This is a genomic window from Lutibacter sp. A64, assembly GCF_022429565.1.
GTDB lineage: Bacteria > Bacteroidota > Bacteroidia > Flavobacteriales > Flavobacteriaceae > Lutibacter.
In genome coordinates this window covers 3,492,186-3,512,565 of the sequence record NZ_CP092487.1, presented here as the reverse complement: position 1 = coordinate 3,512,565, position 20,380 = coordinate 3,492,186, and the positions used below count along the sequence as shown (strand labels likewise).

The window sequence follows — 20,380 nt, the reverse complement described above, 5'->3', positions numbered from 1 at the left end:
TTTTTACACAAAGTTATATATTCGTACAATAATAATTATTTTTTTACGATATAATATCATTTTTAAAAAAAACAAACACCCGTGCTTAACAAATTTAATTTTAACATATTTTTAATATTTTTTTGCTTTCAAATAGCTTTAATAGGTCAACAAAAACAAGCAGTTTCCATTACATTTAAAGACCCTTCTTTTAAAACAAATATGTATTATTTGGCTGGTTATTACGGAAAATATACCGTATTATTAGATTCTACAAAGGCAAATTTAAAAGGTGAAATTAATTTTAAAAAAAATAAAAAATACACCGAAGGTATTTATATGTTAGTTAATGCCGACAAACAAATTGTAACTGAGTTTATTATAGATAAACAACAACAATTTTCAATTTCATTAAATTTAGAACATCCAGACAAAACTACCATTGAAAATTCAGAAACAAACACACGTTTTTTTGAATTTAACACTTTATTAAAGCAAAACAATCTACAAATACAAGAACTAACAAAACAATTAGCAACTGCTACAACCAATAAAGGTAGTGCACATATTAAAGGCAAAATATCTACACTTAATAAGTCTATAATAACATACAAAAGCAATATCATACAAAAAGACCCTGATAATGTTTTATCGTTACTTTTCAATCTTTCAAAACCTATAGAACATTATTTTAATGAAGTAACACTGGCTACAAAAAAAGACTCTTTAACATACTTAAAAGATCATTTTTTTGAAGGAATAAATTTTAACGATGAACGTTTATTAAGAAATCCATTTTTAGAAACTAAAATTACGACCTATTTTAATGCATTAGTTCCAAAAGATCCGGAGTCTATAACTAAAGAAGTTTTTACAATTTTAAACAATACTGGAGATAAAAATAACAGCATGTTTTCGTACCTCAGCATATTTTTTGCAAATACGTATGCAAATCCAAAAGTAATGGGTAACGATCGTGTGTTTATTAATATTTACAACAACTATTTTAAAGATAAAACTTATAGCTGGTTAACAGAGCAACAAAAAATATTTTTAAACACAACCAACTCACATAGAAAAGATAATTTAATTGGAAACAAAGCCAAAAATCTATTTATGACAACTATAGATGGGAAAACACTAAACTTATATGATGTTTCCTCTCCTTATACTGTAGTTATTTTTTGGGACCCTTCTTGTGGCCATTGCATTAAAGAACTTCCAAAGATAAATAAATGGTATCTTAAAGATTTAAAAAGTAGAGGCGTTAAAATATATGCCGTAAATTTAAATCCAGATTTAAAAAAGGAATGGATAGATTTTATTGAAAAAGAACAATTAAGCGATTGGATTCACGTAACGCCTACCAAAGTTGTGTATGGAGATTATTCTAAAGAAGAAGTAGATTTTCAAACATTGTACAACGTTGTACAAACACCTGTTATGTACTTATTAGATAGCACTAAAACATTTAGAGCAAAAAATATTAGTGTAGAAAATTATATAAATATTATAAACCAATTACAACCTTAATTTAGATTATAATCAGTTTAAATTATACCTTTAAACAACTTTAAAGGTATAATTTATTTAAAGGCATTAAAAATAGTAGACTACTCCTTATACCAGCCCGAATATTTTACATAATTATTGGCTATTCTATCTATTTCACCAGAAATTAATTCCTGACTAATATCTTTTACTTTTTTTGCAGGAACACCCGCAAAGATAGTTCCTGAAGGAACATGAGTTCCTTTAGTTACAACGGCACCAGCTGCAATTATAGAATTGCTTTCTACAACACAATCATCCATAACAATAGATCCCATACCTATTAAAACATTGTCGTGAATTGTACAACCGTGAACCATTGCATTATGACCAATAGAAACATTGTTTCCAATATTAGTTGGGTATTTTTGGTAGGTTGCATGAATTACTGCTCCATCTTGAACATTTACTTTATTTCCCATTTTAATGTAGTGTACATCACCACGAATAACAGCGTTATACCAGATACTACATTGATTCCCCATTGAAACTTCACCAATAATTACACAGTTTTCAGCTAAAAAGCAATCATCTCCAAAAGTTGGTTTTATACCATTTAATTCTTTAATAATCATACTAAATATATTTTTACTTAAAACATTCTATTTGTTTTACCACTTCTTTCGTTCCAAAATCTTACGGAGCCATTACAACCAAAATTAAATCCTAATGTAATTTGATGGTAACTAGCATTGTCAAATAAAATTTCACCTGTTTGCTTTGTGTAAGTATAAGCAAGCATAAATTTTTCAAAATTTACACCTACAATTGGTGTTATATAATTTATTTGATCGGCATCTACATTATCAAATCCTCTTCTATACGAAAAAGCTGCCCAAAGTTTGGCCGTTGGTAAATGCTTATAAACTTTCATATTAAAATCTACAAATTTCTCTTTTGTTCTTTCTATATATTGAACCATTACAGAAGGTTCAAATTCTATAGTTTTCCTATTTTTATAATAATCGAAATAATATCCAAAAGAAAACAAATACCTACGTAAATTTAAAGATTCATATTGACTATTATATAAATTTCTAGCATTTAACATTAAATTTTTAACGGTAAAATATCCAAAAAAATCTACATTATGATAAGCCATACTAAAATCGGCATTAAAATAACGTTCACTTTGTACAATTTGTGAAATTTCTGGATCTGGAATATTAAATGAAGATTCATCAAGTTTATTATTCACCATCATAAAAGACAGCCCAAAAGAAAGCTTTTTATAATCTTCTATTCGTCCTAAAGTTAAATGATACGCATATGCTGCTTGAACACCTTGCTGACTATGATACCCATTTTTATCATTAAAAATAATTAAGCCTAAACCTGCATTCGTTCCAAATTTAGAATGAATATTTAAAGTTTGTAATGAGGGTGCATCTTTTATACCACTCCATTGATTTCTGGCAGTTAAGCGCACATTTCCACAATCTCTAAATCCAGCTGCTGAAGGATGCACCAAAAATACATTGTCAGATAAATAATCTGAATATATTGGAAGTGTTTCCTGAGCTTCTAGTGTTATAGAAACCAATAAAAACAAACTAAAAAAAGATACTTTTAAATTTTGCATTATTTTAATAAACTTTCAAATATACTAATTATATATATATAATTTTTTTATATTAAATGAATATTCTGCCACCAGCTATATATGAAACTTTTAACCACTAACCTAAATAAAAAAAGTCCTAAAATTTTAAAATAATAGGACTTTTTTAAGGTTGAAAAATTAAAACTTAATCGTTAAAATAAACGTTGTTTGAACCAACTCCAGTAGTAATTGATTTTAAAAACACACCTTGTAAATCGTAAATTAATAATTCACTGTTTTCAGAAAAACCATTTACATCTGAATAAAATATTTTATCGTTTTCTACAGCAAAACCATACCCAATAAACCAAGATGGACCTTCTACATTTGTATCAACTAAAGGAGTATCTGAAAACTCGGTACTATTTATACTTGATGCATAAATTTTAGACCCTGAAATAAAATAAATCATTCCATCTTCAATATCTATTTGACTTGGACTTGTTAATGTTCCTCCTACTGTAATCTCTCCTATAATGTCATTAGTAGATGTACTAATTTTAGTAACTCCAGTTGTATGCATTGCATAAATTACTCCATCTTCTTCTTCCATAGAATTTAAGCCATCTCCTGTAGTAATTGTTTTAACAATTGTATTTGTAGTAAGATTAACAACAGTTATAGTATTTCCATAACCAAATGCTGCATTTTGTACATACATAAAGCCATCTTCTATAATAATTTGTTCTACAGTACTTCCAATTTCAATAGAAGTATTATAGCTAAAATCTGAAATATTGTAAACTCCAATACTTGATGTTCCTGAATTAGAAATATATAATTTACCATCTTCAACTTCAGCATATCTTGGACCACTAATATTTTCAGTAATTGTTGTTACTTGTGTAAAAGTATATCTATCAACAACTTCAATTTTGTTGCTATTATTTAGAACTAAATACGCATAATCATCTTCAAACGTAATACTTTGTAATACATCGCCTAAAGCTGCATTGTTATTTACTGTTGAATAAACATCGTTAGCCGATTCTAATAAATCTTCTGAAATATAACTTACAGAAGCAGTTGGCGTACCGAAATTTCCTTCATTAGATACTATAAATCCTAAATCATAATCGCCCTTAGGCACATAAACTTCACCTGATGAATCATCATCACAGGATACAAACATAGTAATTGATAATAAAACTAATAAAGTTTTAAAAAATTGGTTTTTCATTGTGTTAAATATTTAGTGTTAAATAAAATTGATAATTTCTTAAAGGCATTGGTTTATAAGCAACACTTTGGTAAGTTGTATTCCAAAGGTTTTTTATTTTAAAGCCAATATGTATTGCTTTTTTGAAATCTAAAGCAACTCCAAAATTTAAATTTGTTAATAAGTACGGATCTAAAGCTGTTTTTTTATTGTTATCGGTTTGGGTATAAACAACACCTGTATAATTATTATTTAGATTTAGATTTAGTCTTTTGTAATTGTATAAAACAGACAATACCGTTTTATGATAAGGAACGTATGTTAACTGTTTATTGGTTTCTTTATTTTGAGATTTTGTATAGGCGTAAGACAAACTGCTTTTAAGGTAATGATTGCCAAAAAAGTGACTATAAGCTACTTCTGCTTCTACTCCTTTTATTAAAACTTTATTGGTATTTGTAGGTTTCCAAACCGTACTAGAAACTGGTAACCAGACAATTAAATCTTTTACATTATTATAATACCCCGTTAATTTGAAGTTAAAATGATTAAAAATAAATGTATTGGTTAATTCGTATTGCAACGAAGTTTCAGGTTTTAAATCTGGATTTCCTGCTCCTGGCCAAAACAAATCGTTTAAAGTTGGCACTCTATAATTTTTAGAGCTATGAATACTAATTTTATAGTGCGGACTAACCTTAAATTCTGAACCAAAAGTAAATAACAACGGACTCTCATAATTAGAAGTATTATCACTATTAACAGTAAGTTGGTACACTAACTTATCCGTTATATTGTGCTTAAAATATGTACCTAAAGTAAAAACTTCTCTTTTTTCGTTATTATAATTAGAACCTTTACCCAAAGTATTGTTATAATTAATAAACGCTTTTAATAAAAAAGCCTTGTTTATTTTATAGCCAAATTCATTTTTAATAATTTTAGAAAACGCAGTTCCAGTACTTAAATCGCTATCTGTAGTTACATCTGGAAAGTAGGTATAATCTTCATTGATTAAAGCTGTTTTTGTATTGATAAAAAACTTGTTAAACACACCATTATACTCAAACATTAACCTTAACGTTTCATCTTTATATTTAGTTCTACTTTGCGTGGTTTCTAAAATAGAAAAATGACGTAAACCATTAAATAATGAAGAGTATAATTTAAGTTGTTGTTTTGAATTAAATTTATAAGCTCCATTTAAAAAGGCCGATTTATTATAGAATTCTCCGTTTTCATTTTTTTGATTGGAATTGGCATATTTATAATCGTTATCAGAATCAAAATAAGCTAAACCACCATTAACATTTAAATTTGAAGTTGAAGTGCTTGCTTTTAGACCAATTTCTTTAGTGTTAAAACTACCATAACTGGCATTTACAGTTAGTTGATCTTGTTGCTCAAAAGAAAAATTATTATTTAAATTTATACTTCCACCAATAGTTCCAGTTCCAAATTGTGTGCTTCCGCCTCCAGGCCTAATAACAATTTCATCAAAACTAGCAGTACTAATTGTATTAAAATCTGTTTGACCTAAAAATTGAGAATTAATATTTATTCCATTCCAAACCACAGCTGTTTGCTGTGCCGTGGTTCCTCTAAAAGAAGGTGAAGAAACCATTCCTAAACCATTTTCTTTAAAAGAAATGGACGTTTCAAAATTTAAGACTTCTGTTAATTGTGGGCTATAATTTTGAATTGTTTTTTTAGATAAAATAGTTGTTTTTTGACCGATAGATTTTTCTATTATTTTAACAGATTTTAGATAAACAGTATCTAAAGCTTCAGCTTTCTTTTCTTGCGAAAACAATGCGAAACTATAAAAAAACACAACTAAAATTAAAAAATATCTCATAATTAAAATGTTGTTTCTCCCGACAACTAACTTGTAATTAAGTTGTTATTTTCTGGCAGGTCTCCTGGCTCGCGTCTTTTTGTTAACCTTCCCACACTTTACAATGCAGTGGTTATTTTGAAGTTATGTAACAAAAAGCATCTTTATAAAAAGACTTAGCTTACAGTTGCGGGAACAGCTTCTGAATTTAACAGAATTCCCTTTTAATTCACATTTAAAAAATAAATGCAAAACCAAACATGCAGCAAATATATAACTAAATATTAATCTATCTACGTTTAATAAACCTAAATTTAGCCGAATTTCGCATCAACCTATACACTTCTTAATTTAAAATATATGTACAAGTTAACATTTGTAGTTAATAAAATTTGTATATATAAATTATGAGATACTGAGACAAGCTCAGTAAGACGTTTAAGTACAATTTGCTTTAAACTTTAGAAAGTTATTAAAAAATAACCGCTACAAAAAATCTAGCTTTTCTTATTTGCTAATTGCCCACAAGCGGCATCAATATCTTTCCCTCTACTTCGTCTAACGTTAACAATTATATCGTTCATTTCTAAAATGCTTATATAATCGTCTATTGCCTGTGGATTTGCTTGTTGAAACTCACCATCGTCAATTGGATTGTATTCAATTAAATTAACTTTACAAGGCACATATTTACAAAATTTAACCAAAGCATTTATGGCTTCTTTTGTATCGTTAATTCCTTTCCAAACAACATATTCGTAAGTAACTCTGCTGTTTGTTTTTGCATACCAATATTCTATAGATTCTTTTAAATCTGTTAACGGAAATGCTTTACTAAAAGGCATTATTTTAGACCTAACCTCATCTATGGCAGAGTGTAATGAAACTGCTAAATTAAATTTAACTTCATCATCTGCTAATTTTTTTATCATTTTAGGAACTCCTGAAGTAGAAACCGTAATTCTTTTTGGAGACATTCCCAAGCCTTCTTCTGAAGTAATTTTTTCTATAGATTTTAATACATTGTTATAATTCATTAAGGGCTCTCCCATTCCCATAAAAACAATGTTTGATAATTTATGATTGTAATACAATAAACTCTCTTGGTTTATTGCTGCAACTTGATCGTAAATTTCATCGGGATTAAGGTTACGCATTTTCTTTAAACGCGCCGTTGCACAGAAGCTACAATCTAAACTACAACCAACTTGGCTAGACACACAAGCTGTTGTTCTGCTTCCAGTAGGTATTAACACAGATTCTACCACTAAACCATCGTGTAAACGTACAGCATTTTTTACAGTTCCATCAGCACTGCGTTGCATATCATCAACTTCAATATGATTAATTACAAAATTAGTTTCGAGCATTTGTCGTGTATCTTTTGAAATATTTGTCATTTCTTCAAAAGAATGTGCACTTTTACTCCATAACCATTCATACACTTGGTTTCCTCTAAATGCTTTATCACCATTTTCAACAAAGAAATCTCGTAATTCTGTTTTGGTTAATGCGCGTATATCTTTTTTTGTACTCATTTATTGGTTCTCGTTTAGAAAATAAATTGTCTAAAAAGTGTAAAAAACCTTCATTCTGAACCAGTCTGTTTCAGGTTGACGAAAATCTTACTTTTTAGACAATTAAACTTTTAAAAAAATAATTTTATTAGATGATTAACATCGCATCTCCATACGAGTAAAATTTATATTTTTCTTTAACAGCTTCTTCATAGGCTTCCATTAAAAAATCATAACCAGCAAAAGCAGCTGCCTGCATCATTAATGTAGATTTTGGAGTATGGAAATTTGTAATCATACAATTTGCTATACTAAAATCATAAGGAGGGAAAATAAATTTATTGGTCCAACCATTAAAAGCATTTAAGCGACTATTTGAAGACACAGAGCTTTCAATAGCTCTCATAACAGTTGTTCCAACTGCACAAACTCTTCTTTTAGAATCTATAGCATTATTAACAACAGAAACTGTTTCATCTGAAATAATAGCTTGTTCAGAGTCCATTTTATGTTTTGATAAATCTTCTACTTCAACCGGACTAAAAGTACCTAAACCAACATGCAATGTAACTTCAGCAAAATCGACACCTTTAATTTCTAAACGTTTCATTAAATGTTTAGAAAAGTGTAAACCAGCTGTTGGAGCTGCTACTGCACCTTCGTGTTTTGCATAAATTGTTTGGTAACGCTCTTCATCTTCTGGAGTTACTGCTCTTTTAATAAATTTTGGCAGTGGAGTTTCTCCTAATTCTTCTAATTTTTTTCTAAATTCTTCATAAGAGCCATCATATAAAAAACGTAATGTTCTTCCTCTAGAAGTTGTATTATCAATAACTTCAGCAACTAAGCTTTCATCATCACCAAAAAATAATTTGTTACCAATTCTTATTTTTCTAGCTGGATCTACTAAAACATCCCACAATCTGCTTTCTGCATTTAATTCTCTTAATAAAAACACTTCAATTCTTGCACCAGTCTTTTCTTTTTCGCCATACATACGTGCTGGAAAAACCTTTGTATTATTTAAAATCATTAAATCGCCTTCATCAAAGTAGTTGATTAAATCTTTAAATTGTTTGTGTTCAATAGTTTTTTCTTTTCTATTTAACACCATTAATCTAGATTCATCTCTATGTTCTGCAGGATATTCAGCTAATAAATCTTCTGGTAATTCAAACTTAAAATGTGATAATTTCATATGTGATTTTTATTTTTTAGTATTATAAAAGCAGTTGTATAATTACTAAATTCTATAATTTAAGCAAAGTACAAATACTCTTATTTTTATTGAATGAGCGCAAATATACAACATCGGCATAGGCGTTGTCAAGTGATTTGCAATAAAACTTTGTAATTGAGAATATTAAACATACTATAAAGTGCATTTTTTGAAGTCTTCCCAAAAAGTTGGGTACGATTTTGACACCACATTTGGATCTTCAATTTGAAGCGGAACCTTTAATGCTAATGGGGCAAAAGCCATAGCCATTCTATGATCATCGTAAGTAGCTATTGCTATATTTTTATTAAATTTAGTAGCTGGTTTTAAATGCAAGGTTTCATTTGTAATTATAACTTCCCCTCCTAATTTTTCAATTTCGTTTTTTAAAGCCACCAATCTATCAGTTTCTTTAATTTTTAACGTATGAAGTCCTGTTAAAAAACATTCTCTTTTTAAACCAAAACAAGTAACAACAATTGTTTGAGCAATATCTGGAGCTCCAATTAAATTTAAATTAAGTGGTTGCACACTATTAGTTGTAGTTTGCTTGTTTGCAAGTACTATTTTATTATTTTCAAAAATAGTTTCTACTCCAAAATTCTTATAAATTTCGGCTAAAACTGAATCGCCTTGTAGACTATTTTTTTTGTATGAAGACAATATTATTTTAGAATTAGGACTTAAAGCGCACAAACCATAATAATAGGATGCCGAACTCCAGTCAGACTCTACTACTACAGTTTTAGAATTTATAGTTGGCTTTGGTTGAATAGAAATAGTATCATCGTTCCAAGAAAGGTTCACTCCCAGTTCAGCCAACAAAGTTAAGGTCATTTTAATATATGGCACAGATGTAATTGCCCCTTTAAATTTTAGTTGCAGTCCGTTTTCTAAAGTTGGTGCTATTAAAAGTAAAGATGTTATGTATTGACTGCTTACATTTCCTTCAATTTCAACAAAACTTTTTGTTAATTTTTTTCCAGTAATTTTTAACGGAGGATACCCTTCTTTTTCTACGTATTCTATTTTTGCTCCCAATGAAGTTAAGGCATCTACTAAAATTTTAATAGGCCTATTTTTCATTCTATGCGAACCTGTAAGTACTATTTCAGAATTTTCTTTTACCGAAAAATACGAAGTTAAAAACCGCATAGCAGTACCTGCGTGCCCAATATTAATCTCGTTTAAAGTACTAGCTAATGCTTTTTGCATTAGTTTAGAATCGTCTGAATTTGAAATATTTTCGATGTTTAAATTTGGATAAAATTGTTGTAAAATCAACAATCTATTTGTTTCACTTTTAGATCCAGTAATTTCAATATTTTGGCAAATAGTATTATTTATTTTATCAATTTTCAACAATTCCATAGATTAAAATTTACATTTTATTAATAATACCATTTAGTGGTAAGCACATTTATTTTTAATTTTTCCGCAAAGTTAATGTTCAAAAAACAGTATCCAAATTTAGCGAAGCATATGTTTTATTTTTTAATAAACTTATAATAACCCGCCATAAAAAGACCATAAAACAACGAGCCTAACAAAATTTGACCTACAAATATGTACCAATTATCAGGTCCAAAATAAGCAGCAATCATCTCATTAAAACCTCCTGCTCTAAATATTTTTAACCCTATTTTTACTATTGAAAATAGCACTAAAAATCCGGCTCCAAACCTAATTGTTAAATCTAAAAAAGATGCATTTTTATATTGATTCATAATTATTTTAATTTTTTATTATTATGATGACGATCGTGATCTCGTTCTGTTTTAATATCCATTTTTTTATCAAATGCTGCTTGTAAATCTATTCCAGTTTGGTTTGCTAAACATAAAACTACAAAAACAACATCAGCTAATTCTTCTCCTAAATCTTTGTTTTTATCACTTTCTTTTTCACTTTGCTCACCATATCTACGTGCAATAATACGTGCTACTTCTCCAACTTCTTCGGTTAGTTGAGCCATATTTGTTAATTCATTAAAATAACGAACTCCATGTTCATTAATCCAATTATCAACAGCTTTTTGTGCATTTTTTATATCCATTTTGTGGTATTTTATTAAAAGTCAAAGGTAATGAAGTTCTATTAAAATTATAGTAACGTTCTTTTTAAAAAAGTTTCAATAACTGTTCTATAAATAGGTTAAAAATTCTTCTCTAGAAATTTCATCGGCCCCTAAACTTTCTAAATGCGGATTGTAAACTTGACAATCTATTAATTTATAGTTTTCTTTCTCTAGTTTTTGAACTAAATAAATAAACGCTAATTTTGAAGTATTACTTACTTTGCTAAACATACTTTCTCCACAAAAAACAGTTCCTAAATCTACGCCATACAAACCACCAACTAACTCATTTTCAAGCCATACTTCTACAGATTTTGCAATCCCTTGCTTATGAAGTTTTATATAAGCTTCTTGCATTTCATCGGTTATCCAAGTTCCACCTTGCCCTTCTCTTTCTATAGTTTTGCAATTTGAAATAACCGCTTCAAAATTCTGATTAAAAGTAACTTTAAACTTATTTTTTTTAATAAGTTGTCGCATACTTTTAGAAATTTTTAAATCTTTTGGAAACAATACCATTCGTTCTTTTGGACTGTACCAAATAATAGGCTCTCCGGGATTGTACCAAGGAAAAATACCACTTTTATAAGCCAATATTAAACGTTCTAAAGACAAATCGCCACCAACTGCTAACAAACCATCTTTGTTTGCTAATTCAACTGGTGGAAAAACTAAATCTTTTGAAAGTAGATACATTTACGCTGTTTTTTTACAAATATATAGAAACAAAAAAACTGTCTGAAAAGTAAAAATCTGGTCAACCTATTTTTAATTTTAGGTTCTCAATCCAATTTATATCAGTATTGAGATGCTAAAACAAGTTTAGCATGATGCATTTTCAAAACTTTTTAGACAGTTTTTAAAATATTTACACTTCCTTAAAAAGGTAAGTCATCTGGTTCGTTATCATCAACATTAGAGGTTGTTTCTAAATTATCTAATGGTGCTGGTGCAGCGCCTTGTGCTCCTTCTTCTTGTATTGCTTCTATTCTCCATCCTTGTATTGCATTAAAATATTTAGCAACTCCTTCAGGATTTATCCATTCTCTACCGCGTAAGTTTATAGAAACTTTTACGTCTTGTCCTACTTTATAATTATTTAACAAATCACACTTATCTTGAACAAATTCAATTAGCAACATTTGTGGATATTGTTCATTTGTAGTAACAACCATCTCTCTTTTTCTAAAACCACTTGCACCAAACGTTTGCTCATCGTTTATTAATTTAATTTTTCCAGTAACTTCCATGTTTCAAATTTTTTCATTAAAGGTGTTTAACACACCAAATCTTTCGTTTTTTTCTCTAAAATAGATTTCACAAATGTAATTTTTTTACAACATCAAAACCAAAATATCACTTAGCTTATTTTGTAAACTTATTAACATCAAAAAAAATTAAACTTCTAATAATAAGGTTTTGTTTTTTAAGTTATATGTAACATATATTCTATATTTGGATAATGAATTCATATAAAAATGTACAAATAATACGTTGGACGGTAATAATAACATCTTTTATTATAGTTACTCTTATTTTATGGAATACGTATGTTTTCTTTCAAAAATTTAAAACTGAAGAACGCGCTAAAATGGAAATATTAGCTGGTGCATACGAACGCTTTAGTTCTTTTGATTTAAATGCTGATTTTTCTTTAGAAGATAAAATTATAGGAAAAAACAATAATATTCCTATGATTATTACCAACGAAAAAGACAGTATTACTTTATGGGCAAATTTAGACTCTACTAAAATAAAAAAAACTGCTTATTTAGAAAAGCAATTGGCGCTAATGAAAGACCAAAACCCTCCGGTAACGGTAAGTCATACAAGAGGTAATACAAAACAATTAATCTATTATAGAGATTCTGATTTACTTACCAAATTGAAATACTATCCTATTGCATTAATTCTAATTTTATTTTTATTTGCAAGTGTAATTTACCTATTCTTTAAGTCTAATAAAATTGCAGATCAAAATAAACTATGGACAGGTATGGCTAGAGAAACAGCACATCAAATTGGCACACCATTGTCGTCTTTATTAGGCTGGATTGAAATTTTAAGACTTGAAAACACAGATGAAAGTACCGTTCAAGAAATTGAAAATGATGTTAATCGGTTAAACACAATTGCCGAACGATTTTCTAAAATAGGCTCTATTCCTGTGCTTAAAAAAAGCAATATTGTTAAAGCTACAAGCAACGCTTTTAATTATTTAAAATCTAGAAGTTCTAAACAAGTTATTTTTAATTTTAAAACTACTAATTCTGAAATTTTTGCAGAAATAAACCTGCAACTTTTTAGCTGGGTTATTGAAAATTTAATCAAAAACGCCATTGATTCTATGGAAGGAAAAGGTAAAATAAACCTTTCTATTACAGAAGATTCTAAAAATGTAAAAATTAAAATTGCAGATACAGGAAAAGGCATTCCAAAACACTTACAGCAAAAAATATTTTCACCCGGATTTACAACTAAAAAACGCGGATGGGGATTGGGATTATCCTTAGCAAAACGTATAATAGAAGATTACCACAATGGGAAAATAGCTGTTTTAAAGTCTGAATTAAAGAAAGGAACTACCTTTTTAATTGTATTAAAAAAATAACCTTATAAATTTGCCGCTATTGCTTTTGCTGTAGCTTCAAACTCATCTGCACTCATTGTTACTTTTTTAATAAACTGAATATCTTCCATTTTTTGTAGTGGAACTAAATGTACATGTACATGTGGAACTTCTAAACCTACAACAGCTAATCCAACACGTTCACACGGTATGGTTTTTTCAATAGCTTTTGCAATTTTTCTAGAATAACTAAATAATTTTGTATAAAGTGTTTCCTCTAAATCAAACAATTTATTTACTTCTTTTTTTGGCACTACTAAGGTATGTCCTTTTGCATTTGGATTAATATCTAAAAAGACATAAAAATCTTCATTTTCAGCAATTTTATACGATGGAATTTCTCCATTTATAATTTTTGTAAATATAGAACTCATACATTTAATTTTAACCAAAAATAAGAAACCCTTCTCAATTTGACAATTGAAAAGGGTTTTAAAAAATTTAATTTTTGTTAACTATCTACTATCTAGAAATTTCCAAAATTTCAAAAGTTAACATACCGCTTGGCACTTGAATTTCGGCCGTTTCACCTACTTTTTTACCAAGTAGCCCTTTTCCTATAGGAGAATTTACAGACAGCTTTCCTTCTTTAATGTTAGTTTCAGAATCTGCAACTAAGGTATAATTAAACTCCATACCATTAGCGGTATTCTTTAATTTTACTTTAGAATGGATTAATATTTTAGAAGTGTCTAATTTAGATTCATCAATAATTCTTGCATTTGAAATAACTTCTTTTAGCTTTGCTATTTTTAACTCCAAAAGAGATTGTTCTTCTTTTGCAGCATGATATTCGGCATTTTCGCTTAAATCTCCTTTATCTCTTGCTTCGGCAATGTCATTACTCACTCTTGGACGTTCTACAGTTTCTAAATACTCTAAATCTTTCTTTAGATTTCTCATTCCTTCTTCAGAATAATACGAAATTTTACTCATAACTTATCATTTTATTAAATACAAAAAATCTCAAAACTGAGAACCAGAATGAGATTTAAAACAAATATACGAAATATTTGTAAATTGCACACGTTTAACAACAAACGTAGCTTAAAATATATGAGAAAATTTTTACTGTTGTTTTTAATACTTTTTTCCATCTCTTGCGAAAAAAATGAAACAAACGATATTTTACCTGAATTTAGTTTTAGCGAAACTATAAATTTAAATTTACCACAATATATAGACCTTCAAGTTCCTGGCGGCTGGACATACACAAATGGTGGAATACAAGGTATTATTATTCAAAACACAGGTGTTGGAAACCCGCCATACAAAGCTTTTGAAAGAGCTTGTCCAAATTACGACTGTAATACTCCTATGACTTTTGATGGTAGCCTCAGACTAAAATGCTCTTGCGACGAAAGTGAATATAGCATTTACGATGGATCTCCTCAAACCGAAGGAAACCATTATTTTGCCAGAGAATACCGAGTAACAAAAAGTGGTTCAACTTTAAATATTTCAAACTTTTAAGTTTAGATACCAATTAAATTAAATCAGATTACTATTTTTGTCCGAAAGCATTAAAAAGTGAAAAATTATTTCTCATCAAATTTTAAATTAGGCGTTTTAGGCGGTGGTCAATTAGGAAAAATGCTGTTAACCGAAACGCATAAATTCGATATTTATACAGCTATTTTAGACGGTGCAAAAGATGCTCCTTGCGCGCAAATCTGTAACGAATTTCATCAAGGCAACTTACTAGATTTTGATACAGTTTACAATTTTGGTAAAAAAGTAGATTTACTAACTATTGAAATTGAACATGTAAATACAGAAGCACTATTAAAATTAGAAGCCGAAGGCTTAGAAATATACCCACAACCTAGTGTTTTACAAATAATTCAGCATAAAGGAAAACAGAAAGATTTTTTTGTAAAAAATAATATTCCAACTTCACCTCACAAACGATTTTCTACTTTAGAAGAATTACAAAAAGAAACCTTACAATTTCCTTTTGTATGGAAATCTGCTCAATTTGGTTATGATGGAACTGGTGTTAAAATTGTAAAAAACAGTAACGATTTAAATGCTTTAGCTGATACAGATTGTATAATTGAAGAGCTAATTCCGTTTAAAAATGAACTTGCTGTTATAGTTGCCAGAAATAAAAATGGAGAAGTAAAAACATATCCGGTAGTAGAAATGGAATTTCATCCAGAGGCCAATCAGGTTGAATATGTTATTTGTCCGGCAAGAATTTCTAATGAAATTGCTAATAAAGCTAGAAATATTGCCTTAAAAGTTGCTGAATCTTTTAAACATATTGGCTTGTTAGCTGTTGAATTATTTCAAACTGAAAATGATGAAATATTGGTTAATGAAGTAGCTCCAAGAACACACAACAGTGGCCATTATAGCATTGAAGCTTCTTACACTAGCCAGTTTGAACAACACGTTAGAAGCATTTTAAATTTACCTTTAGGAAATACCGAAAGTAAAGTTGCAGGAATTATGGTTAATTTAGTTGGTGAAGAAGGATTTTCGGGTGATGTGGTTTATAAAAATATGGAAGAAATTCTAAAAATGGATGGTGTAACACCTCATATTTATGGAAAAAAACAAACCAGACCATTTAGAAAAATGGGCCATGTAACTATTGTAAATAATGATATAACAGAAGCACACAAAATTGCTGAAAAAGTAAAAAATACAATTAGAGTTGTTAGTAAATAGAAGTCTGAAGAAGGGAAAGGTTACATCTAATTAGAATTAAACTTTCAGCTTTCGATTTTTTTAAACTTTCAACTTTTAAACTTTTAAACTAAAATAAATGAGTAAAGTAGGAATAATAATGGGAAGCGATTCTGATCTTCCAATAATGCAACAAGCAATTGATATTTTAAAAAGTTTTGATATTGAAACTGAAGTTGACATTGTTTCAGCACATAGAACCCCTGAAAAATTATTCGATTATGCAAAAAATGCCCACAAAAGAGGAATATCAGTTATAATTGCGGGTGCTGGTGGTGCTGCACACTTACCGGGAATGGTAGCTTCTATGAGTCCGCTACCTATTATTGGAGTCCCTGTAAAATCGAGAAATTCTATAGATGGCTGGGATTCTGTATTATCAATACTTCAAATGCCTGGCGGAGTTCCTGTAGCTACAGTTGCTTTAGATGGTGCACAAAACGCAGGTATATTAGCTGCCCAAATTATTGGAAGTTCAAATAAAGTAGTACTCGATAAAATAGTACTTTACAAAGAAAACCTAAAAACCAAAGTAATTAAGGCTTCAGAAAACATTAAAGACAAACTATAAAGAAATCCCTGTTTTAGGCAAAATAATAACTCCTTTTTTATTTTTATAAATAAATTTTGGAGCAATGGTATTTACAATTAATTTATTGCTTTTATTTTTCATTTTTAAATTATTTATAATTTTTAATAAATTAGACTTTCTCTATTAAAGTTTCAACTAGAAATTGTATTTAATTTTTCAGTAATCGTTTATAATAAAACGTTTAATTTGAAAAAAAATTATACTAATTTCTCTTTAAAACAATATTTTCTAATTATAAAAAAGACCTTCATTTTATAATTTTATTAATACTAAAAGTAAACTTAAGTAATACCTTTGTAAAAAATTAAAATACGTTTCTATAACTATGAAAAATCCATTGTTACAAAAATTTGATACTTTATATACATCTGCTCCTTTTTCAAAAATTAAAAATGAGCATTTTAAACCGGCTTTTATTGAAGCTATACACATTGCAAAAACAGAAATTAACGAAATAACAAAAAATAAAAGTGTTCCTACGTTTGAAAATACTATTGAAGCTTTAGAGTTTAGCGGCCAACAATTAGATAGAATTTCAAGCATTTTTTTTAACCTAAATTCAGCTGAAACTTCAGAAGAAATTCAAAAAATTGCTCAAGAAGTATCTCCTATGTTAACTGAATTTTCAAACGACATTACCTTAAATGAAGATTTATTTAAAAGAATAAAGTTAATTTATCTAAATAAAGATGCTCTAAAGTTAACCGAAGAACAAGACATGCTTTTAACTAATAAATATAAAAGTTTTGTTAGAAATGGAGCAAATTTAAATGAAGATCAAAAAAATGAGTTAAGAAAAATAGATACAGAGCTTTCTCAATTAAAATTAAAATTTGGAGAAAATGTTTTAGCTGAAACCCATGATTTTGAATTGCATTTAACAAAAAAAGAACAACTAAAAGGTTTACCTGAAGGTGTAATTGAAGCTGCAAAATTAACAGCCAAACAAAAAAATAAAAACGGTTGGATTTTTACTTTAGACTACCCAAGTTATGTTCCATTTTTAACCTATGCTGAAAGCCGAAAACTCAGAAAAAAAATGGCGCTTGCTTTTGGAGCTAAAGCATTTAGAAATAATAAAAATGACAATCAGCAAATTGTTTTAGACATTGCTAACTTAAGACATAAAAGAGCTGTTTTATTAGGATACAAATCGCACGCAGATTTTGTATTAGAAGAAAGAATGGCTGAAACACCACAAACAGTAAATACTTTTTTAAATGATTTATTAGAAAAAGCAAAACCAGCAGCCGAAAAAGAATTTAAACAACTTTCTGAAATTGCAAAAAAAGATGGTATTACACAGCTCCAAAAATGGGATAGTTCTTATTATTCAGAAAAATTAAAAAAAGAATTGTTCGATTTAGAAGAAGAAAAATTAAAACCTTATTTTAAATTAGAAAATGTTATTGCTGGCGTTTTTGAAATTTCAACTAAATTATACGATTTAAAATTTGAAGAAATAACTACAATTGACACCTACCATAAAGATGTAAAAACATATAAGGTTACAGATACCGATGGTAATTATATTGCAATATTGTATGCAGATTTTTTCCCAAGAAAAGGAAAAAGAAACGGTGCTTGGATGACTTCTTTTAAAGGACAATGGAAAAAAGATAATGAAAACTCTAGACCACATATTTCAATAGTTTGTAACTTTACTAAACCTACTGAAACAAAACCATCGTTATTAACCTTTAATGAAGTTACCACATTATTTCACGAATTTGGACATGCTTTACATGGTATGTTAGCTAACACCACCTACCCAAGCTTATCTGGAACTAATGTGTATTGGGATTTTGTAGAACTACCTAGTCAAATATTTGAAAATTGGTGCTTTGAAAAAGAAGCGCTTAACTTGTTTGCCAAACACTATCAAACCGACGAACTTATTCCAATGGAATTAATTAATAAAATTAAAAAGTCTTCAAACTTTTTAGAAGGCACACAAACCTTACGTCAGTTAAGCTTTGGTATTTTAGACATGAAATGGCATAGTAAAGATCCATCAACCATAAAAAATGTTAAAAACTTTGAATTAGATTCATTTAAAAGTACACAACTATTTCCGGATGTAAAAGAAAACTGTATGAGCACTTCATTTTCTCATATTTTTCAAGGAGGTTATTCTTCTGGCTATTATTCTTATAAATGGGCCGAAGTTTTAGATGCAGATGCATTTGCACTATTTTTAGAAAACGGTATTTTTAATAAAGAAACCGCTAAAAAATTTAAATCGAATATCTTAGAAAAAGGAGGTACAAAAAAACCTATGAAGCTCTACAAACAATTTAGAGGTAAAAAACCAGATAACACTGCATTATTAAAAAGAGCTGGTTTATTCAACTAACAAAAATCAGAGTATAAAAAAAGTGATTTTTAGAAAAATTCACTTTTTTTATACTCATTCAACAAACTCTTTCTATTCCTTATTAAGTATAAACGGTACGATTTCACCCTACTAAAGTAATTAAAAACCATACAAAACACATCAGAAATAGAATAAATGGTATGTTTTGACATATAAATGGTTATTTTTTTGTTTTATACTCTTTTTAAACATATCTTTGTAGTATAAATTCATAACCCCAACAATTTTATCATGAATTTTTTTAGATTAAATACCCCTAATAATCCAAAAACAACAGCGAAATATTCTGTAAGAATATCACTTGCTGTTGTTTTTTTTAACCCCAAAATTAAATAAACTATACCCAATACATTAAATCAACCCCAACTTAAACCCCACAAAAATGAAACCCCTATATATTACCTTCGTATTATTTTTATCATTTTTTTGTTCTTGTTCTTCTGCTGATGAAGATGTTGAATTATTTGAAGCAAGTAAAGTTGAAGAAACAACAACTGTTAAAGTGTATTCAGACATTGAAACCGAAATTTTAAACTTAATTAACGCCTATAGAAGTGAAAATAACTTATCTACTCTTAAAGTATTAAATATTATTTCTAGTGAGGCAGATACTCATACAAATTTTATGATTACTAATGGAGAAGTTAGCCATGCTAATTTTAATATAAGAGCACAAAATTTAATAACTAATGCTGGAGCAAAATTTGTTTCAGAAAATGTTGCTTATGGTTATAGCACAGCTCAAGCAGTTGTAAATGGTTGGCTTAATAGTACTGAACATAAAAAAAATATAGAAAACCCTGATACCACTCATTTTGGTATATCAACAAAATCCGATGAAAAAGGCAGAAACTATTTTACGCATATTTTTATAAAAAAATAAAACACATAAAGAACCCCACAGCAACTATTTTTTAATTACAATTAATTTTACTAAAAAAGATTTAAATGAAAACAGCAAGTTTAATAAACAGCAAAGTACCTCTTTTAAAAGTAGTAAAAAGTTCATTAAAAAATAAAAGTGTTAATCATAAATTACATATTAACACTTTAACTCCAAATTTCAACTTTAAGAACAATAAAGATGAAATAATAACAACTTTTAAAAGTATGTTATAAAAAGAAGCAGCCGCAAATAAATTCCCT

General features: G+C 28.5%; 21 protein-coding genes and 1 riboswitch. Of the genes, 8 read left to right on the top strand and 13 right to left on the bottom strand.

What is annotated here, in order from left to right:
- The first annotated feature begins 81 nt into the window (after window positions 1–81).
- Window positions 82–1,512 carry a redoxin domain-containing protein gene (locus MKD41_RS14325; protein ID WP_240243029.1) on the top strand — a complete coding sequence of 477 codons (1,431 nt, stop codon included), beginning with the start codon at window positions 82–84 and terminating at the stop codon, window positions 1,510–1,512.
- A gap of 80 nt (window positions 1,513–1,592) precedes the next feature.
- On the opposite strand, the gene MKD41_RS14320 is transcribed toward MKD41_RS14325, so the two are convergent.
- The 11 genes from MKD41_RS14320 to MKD41_RS14270 form a co-directional block, all read right to left on the bottom strand.
- On the bottom strand, window positions 1,593–2,105 hold the full coding sequence (locus MKD41_RS14320; protein WP_240243028.1) for a gamma carbonic anhydrase family protein: 513 nt from the start codon (window positions 2,103–2,105) through the stop codon (window positions 1,593–1,595).
- Window positions 2,106–2,122: 17 nt separating this feature from the next.
- Window positions 2,123–3,112, bottom strand: coding sequence for a PorP/SprF family type IX secretion system membrane protein (locus MKD41_RS14315; RefSeq protein WP_240243027.1), 990 nt, complete (start codon window positions 3,110–3,112; stop codon window positions 2,123–2,125).
- A 166-nt stretch (window positions 3,113–3,278) separates the two neighbouring features.
- Window positions 3,279–4,313, bottom strand: a complete 1,035-nt coding sequence (locus MKD41_RS14310; RefSeq protein ID WP_240243026.1) for a YncE family protein — start codon at window positions 4,311–4,313, stop codon at window positions 3,279–3,281.
- Between the two features lie 4 nt (window positions 4,314–4,317).
- Entirely contained in the window at window positions 4,318–6,150 is a 1,833-nt protein-coding gene (locus MKD41_RS14305; protein ID WP_240243025.1) for a TonB-dependent receptor plug domain-containing protein, read from the bottom strand.
- A gap of 37 nt (window positions 6,151–6,187) precedes the next feature.
- A riboswitch (cobalamin riboswitch) is annotated at window positions 6,188–6,403 on the bottom strand.
- Between the two features lie 223 nt (window positions 6,404–6,626).
- Window positions 6,627–7,667, bottom strand: coding sequence for a 23S rRNA (adenine(2503)-C(2))-methyltransferase RlmN (rlmN, locus tag MKD41_RS14300; RefSeq protein ID WP_240243024.1), 1,041 nt, complete (start codon window positions 7,665–7,667; stop codon window positions 6,627–6,629).
- Between the two features lie 127 nt (window positions 7,668–7,794).
- Complete coding sequence (gene queA / locus MKD41_RS14295; RefSeq protein ID WP_240243023.1) at window positions 7,795–8,844, bottom strand: tRNA preQ1(34) S-adenosylmethionine ribosyltransferase-isomerase QueA; 1,050 nt, start codon at window positions 8,842–8,844, stop codon at window positions 7,795–7,797.
- Window positions 8,845–9,018: 174 nt separating this feature from the next.
- On the bottom strand, window positions 9,019–10,236 hold the full coding sequence (locus tag MKD41_RS14290) for a 3-phosphoshikimate 1-carboxyvinyltransferase (RefSeq protein ID WP_240243022.1): 1,218 nt from the start codon (window positions 10,234–10,236) through the stop codon (window positions 9,019–9,021).
- A gap of 116 nt (window positions 10,237–10,352) precedes the next feature.
- Window positions 10,353–10,592 (bottom strand): hypothetical protein, encoded by a 240-nt coding sequence (locus MKD41_RS14285; RefSeq protein WP_240243021.1) that lies wholly within the window; start codon window positions 10,590–10,592, stop codon window positions 10,353–10,355.
- Between the two features lie 2 nt (window positions 10,593–10,594).
- Window positions 10,595–10,921 (bottom strand): nucleotide pyrophosphohydrolase, encoded by a 327-nt coding sequence (locus tag MKD41_RS14280; RefSeq protein ID WP_240243020.1) that lies wholly within the window; start codon window positions 10,919–10,921, stop codon window positions 10,595–10,597.
- Window positions 10,922–11,008: 87 nt separating this feature from the next.
- Complete coding sequence (gene aat / locus MKD41_RS14275) at window positions 11,009–11,638, bottom strand: leucyl/phenylalanyl-tRNA--protein transferase (protein ID WP_240243019.1); 630 nt, start codon at window positions 11,636–11,638, stop codon at window positions 11,009–11,011.
- Window positions 11,639–11,820: 182 nt separating this feature from the next.
- Window positions 11,821–12,192 (bottom strand): DUF3127 domain-containing protein, encoded by a 372-nt coding sequence (locus tag MKD41_RS14270; protein ID WP_240243018.1) that lies wholly within the window; start codon window positions 12,190–12,192, stop codon window positions 11,821–11,823.
- A 212-nt stretch (window positions 12,193–12,404) separates the two neighbouring features.
- Here MKD41_RS14270 and MKD41_RS14265 point away from each other — a divergent pair, with 212 nt between their 5' ends.
- Window positions 12,405–13,553: a sensor histidine kinase gene (locus tag MKD41_RS14265; RefSeq protein ID WP_240243017.1), complete on the top strand. Its 1,149-nt coding sequence runs from the start codon at window positions 12,405–12,407 to the stop codon at window positions 13,551–13,553.
- A 2-nt stretch (window positions 13,554–13,555) separates the two neighbouring features.
- On the opposite strand, the gene MKD41_RS14260 is transcribed toward MKD41_RS14265, so the two are convergent.
- Window positions 13,556–13,945, bottom strand: a complete 390-nt coding sequence (locus tag MKD41_RS14260; protein WP_240243016.1) for an HIT family protein — start codon at window positions 13,943–13,945, stop codon at window positions 13,556–13,558.
- 88 nt (window positions 13,946–14,033) lie between these two features.
- Window positions 14,034–14,507: a transcription elongation factor GreA gene (greA, locus tag MKD41_RS14255; RefSeq protein ID WP_240243015.1), complete on the bottom strand. Its 474-nt coding sequence runs from the start codon at window positions 14,505–14,507 to the stop codon at window positions 14,034–14,036.
- Between the two features lie 120 nt (window positions 14,508–14,627).
- Between greA and MKD41_RS14250 the strand changes: the two genes are divergently transcribed.
- The 6 genes from MKD41_RS14250 to MKD41_RS14225 all read left to right on the top strand — a co-directional run bounded on the left by MKD41_RS14250 (window position 14,628) and on the right by MKD41_RS14225 (window position 20,353).
- Window positions 14,628–15,044 carry a hypothetical protein gene (locus MKD41_RS14250; protein WP_240243014.1) on the top strand — a complete coding sequence of 139 codons (417 nt, stop codon included), beginning with the start codon at window positions 14,628–14,630 and terminating at the stop codon, window positions 15,042–15,044.
- A gap of 57 nt (window positions 15,045–15,101) precedes the next feature.
- Complete coding sequence (locus tag MKD41_RS14245; RefSeq protein WP_240243013.1) at window positions 15,102–16,247, top strand: 5-(carboxyamino)imidazole ribonucleotide synthase; 1,146 nt, start codon at window positions 15,102–15,104, stop codon at window positions 16,245–16,247.
- A gap of 97 nt (window positions 16,248–16,344) precedes the next feature.
- A complete protein-coding gene (gene purE, locus MKD41_RS14240) occupies window positions 16,345–16,836 on the top strand; it encodes a 5-(carboxyamino)imidazole ribonucleotide mutase (protein ID WP_240243012.1) in 492 nt (163 codons plus the stop codon).
- A gap of 346 nt (window positions 16,837–17,182) precedes the next feature.
- Window positions 17,183–19,213: a M3 family metallopeptidase gene (locus tag MKD41_RS14235; RefSeq protein WP_240243011.1), complete on the top strand. Its 2,031-nt coding sequence runs from the start codon at window positions 17,183–17,185 to the stop codon at window positions 19,211–19,213.
- Between the two features lie 403 nt (window positions 19,214–19,616).
- The gene (locus MKD41_RS14230) at window positions 19,617–20,117 is read left to right on the top strand and encodes a CAP domain-containing protein (protein ID WP_240243010.1); all 501 of its coding nucleotides are present in this window, start codon (window positions 19,617–19,619) and stop codon (window positions 20,115–20,117) included.
- 65 nt (window positions 20,118–20,182) lie between these two features.
- On the top strand, window positions 20,183–20,353 hold the full coding sequence (locus MKD41_RS14225) for a hypothetical protein (RefSeq protein WP_240243009.1): 171 nt from the start codon (window positions 20,183–20,185) through the stop codon (window positions 20,351–20,353).
- Window positions 20,354–20,380 lie beyond the last annotated feature (27 nt).

Excerpts from the sequence above, each read along its gene's own strand:
- MKD41_RS14320 (WP_240243028.1), bottom strand. The coding sequence starts at position 2,105 with ATGATTATTAAAGAATTAAATGGTATAAAACCAACTTTTGGAGATGAT.
- MKD41_RS14315 (WP_240243027.1), bottom strand. The coding sequence starts at position 3,112 with ATGCAAAATTTAAAAGTATCTTTTTTTAGTTTGTTTTTATTGGTTTCT.
- MKD41_RS14310 (WP_240243026.1), bottom strand. The coding sequence starts at position 4,313 with ATGAAAAACCAATTTTTTAAAACTTTATTAGTTTTATTATCAATTACT.
- MKD41_RS14305 (WP_240243025.1), bottom strand. The coding sequence starts at position 6,150 with ATGAGATATTTTTTAATTTTAGTTGTGTTTTTTTATAGTTTCGCATTG.
- rlmN (WP_240243024.1), bottom strand. The coding sequence starts at position 7,667 with ATGAGTACAAAAAAAGATATACGCGCATTAACCAAAACAGAATTACGA.
- queA (WP_240243023.1), bottom strand. The coding sequence starts at position 8,844 with ATGAAATTATCACATTTTAAGTTTGAATTACCAGAAGATTTATTAGCT.
- MKD41_RS14290 (WP_240243022.1), bottom strand. The coding sequence starts at position 10,236 with ATGGAATTGTTGAAAATTGATAAAATAAATAATACTATTTGCCAAAAT.
- MKD41_RS14285 (WP_240243021.1), bottom strand. The coding sequence starts at position 10,592 with ATGAATCAATATAAAAATGCATCTTTTTTAGATTTAACAATTAGGTTT.
- MKD41_RS14280 (WP_240243020.1), bottom strand. The coding sequence starts at position 10,921 with ATGGATATAAAAAATGCACAAAAAGCTGTTGATAATTGGATTAATGAA.
- aat (WP_240243019.1), bottom strand. The coding sequence starts at position 11,638 with ATGTATCTACTTTCAAAAGATTTAGTTTTTCCACCAGTTGAATTAGCA.
- MKD41_RS14270 (WP_240243018.1), bottom strand. The coding sequence starts at position 12,192 with ATGGAAGTTACTGGAAAAATTAAATTAATAAACGATGAGCAAACGTTT.
- MKD41_RS14265 (WP_240243017.1), top strand. The coding sequence starts at position 12,405 with ATGAATTCATATAAAAATGTACAAATAATACGTTGGACGGTAATAATA.
- MKD41_RS14260 (WP_240243016.1), bottom strand. The coding sequence starts at position 13,945 with ATGAGTTCTATATTTACAAAAATTATAAATGGAGAAATTCCATCGTAT.
- greA (WP_240243015.1), bottom strand. The coding sequence starts at position 14,507 with ATGAGTAAAATTTCGTATTATTCTGAAGAAGGAATGAGAAATCTAAAG.
- MKD41_RS14250 (WP_240243014.1), top strand. The coding sequence starts at position 14,628 with ATGAGAAAATTTTTACTGTTGTTTTTAATACTTTTTTCCATCTCTTGC.
- purE (WP_240243012.1), top strand. The coding sequence starts at position 16,345 with ATGAGTAAAGTAGGAATAATAATGGGAAGCGATTCTGATCTTCCAATA.
- MKD41_RS14235 (WP_240243011.1), top strand. The coding sequence starts at position 17,183 with ATGAAAAATCCATTGTTACAAAAATTTGATACTTTATATACATCTGCT.
- MKD41_RS14230 (WP_240243010.1), top strand. The coding sequence starts at position 19,617 with ATGAAACCCCTATATATTACCTTCGTATTATTTTTATCATTTTTTTGT.
- MKD41_RS14225 (WP_240243009.1), top strand. The coding sequence starts at position 20,183 with ATGAAAACAGCAAGTTTAATAAACAGCAAAGTACCTCTTTTAAAAGTA.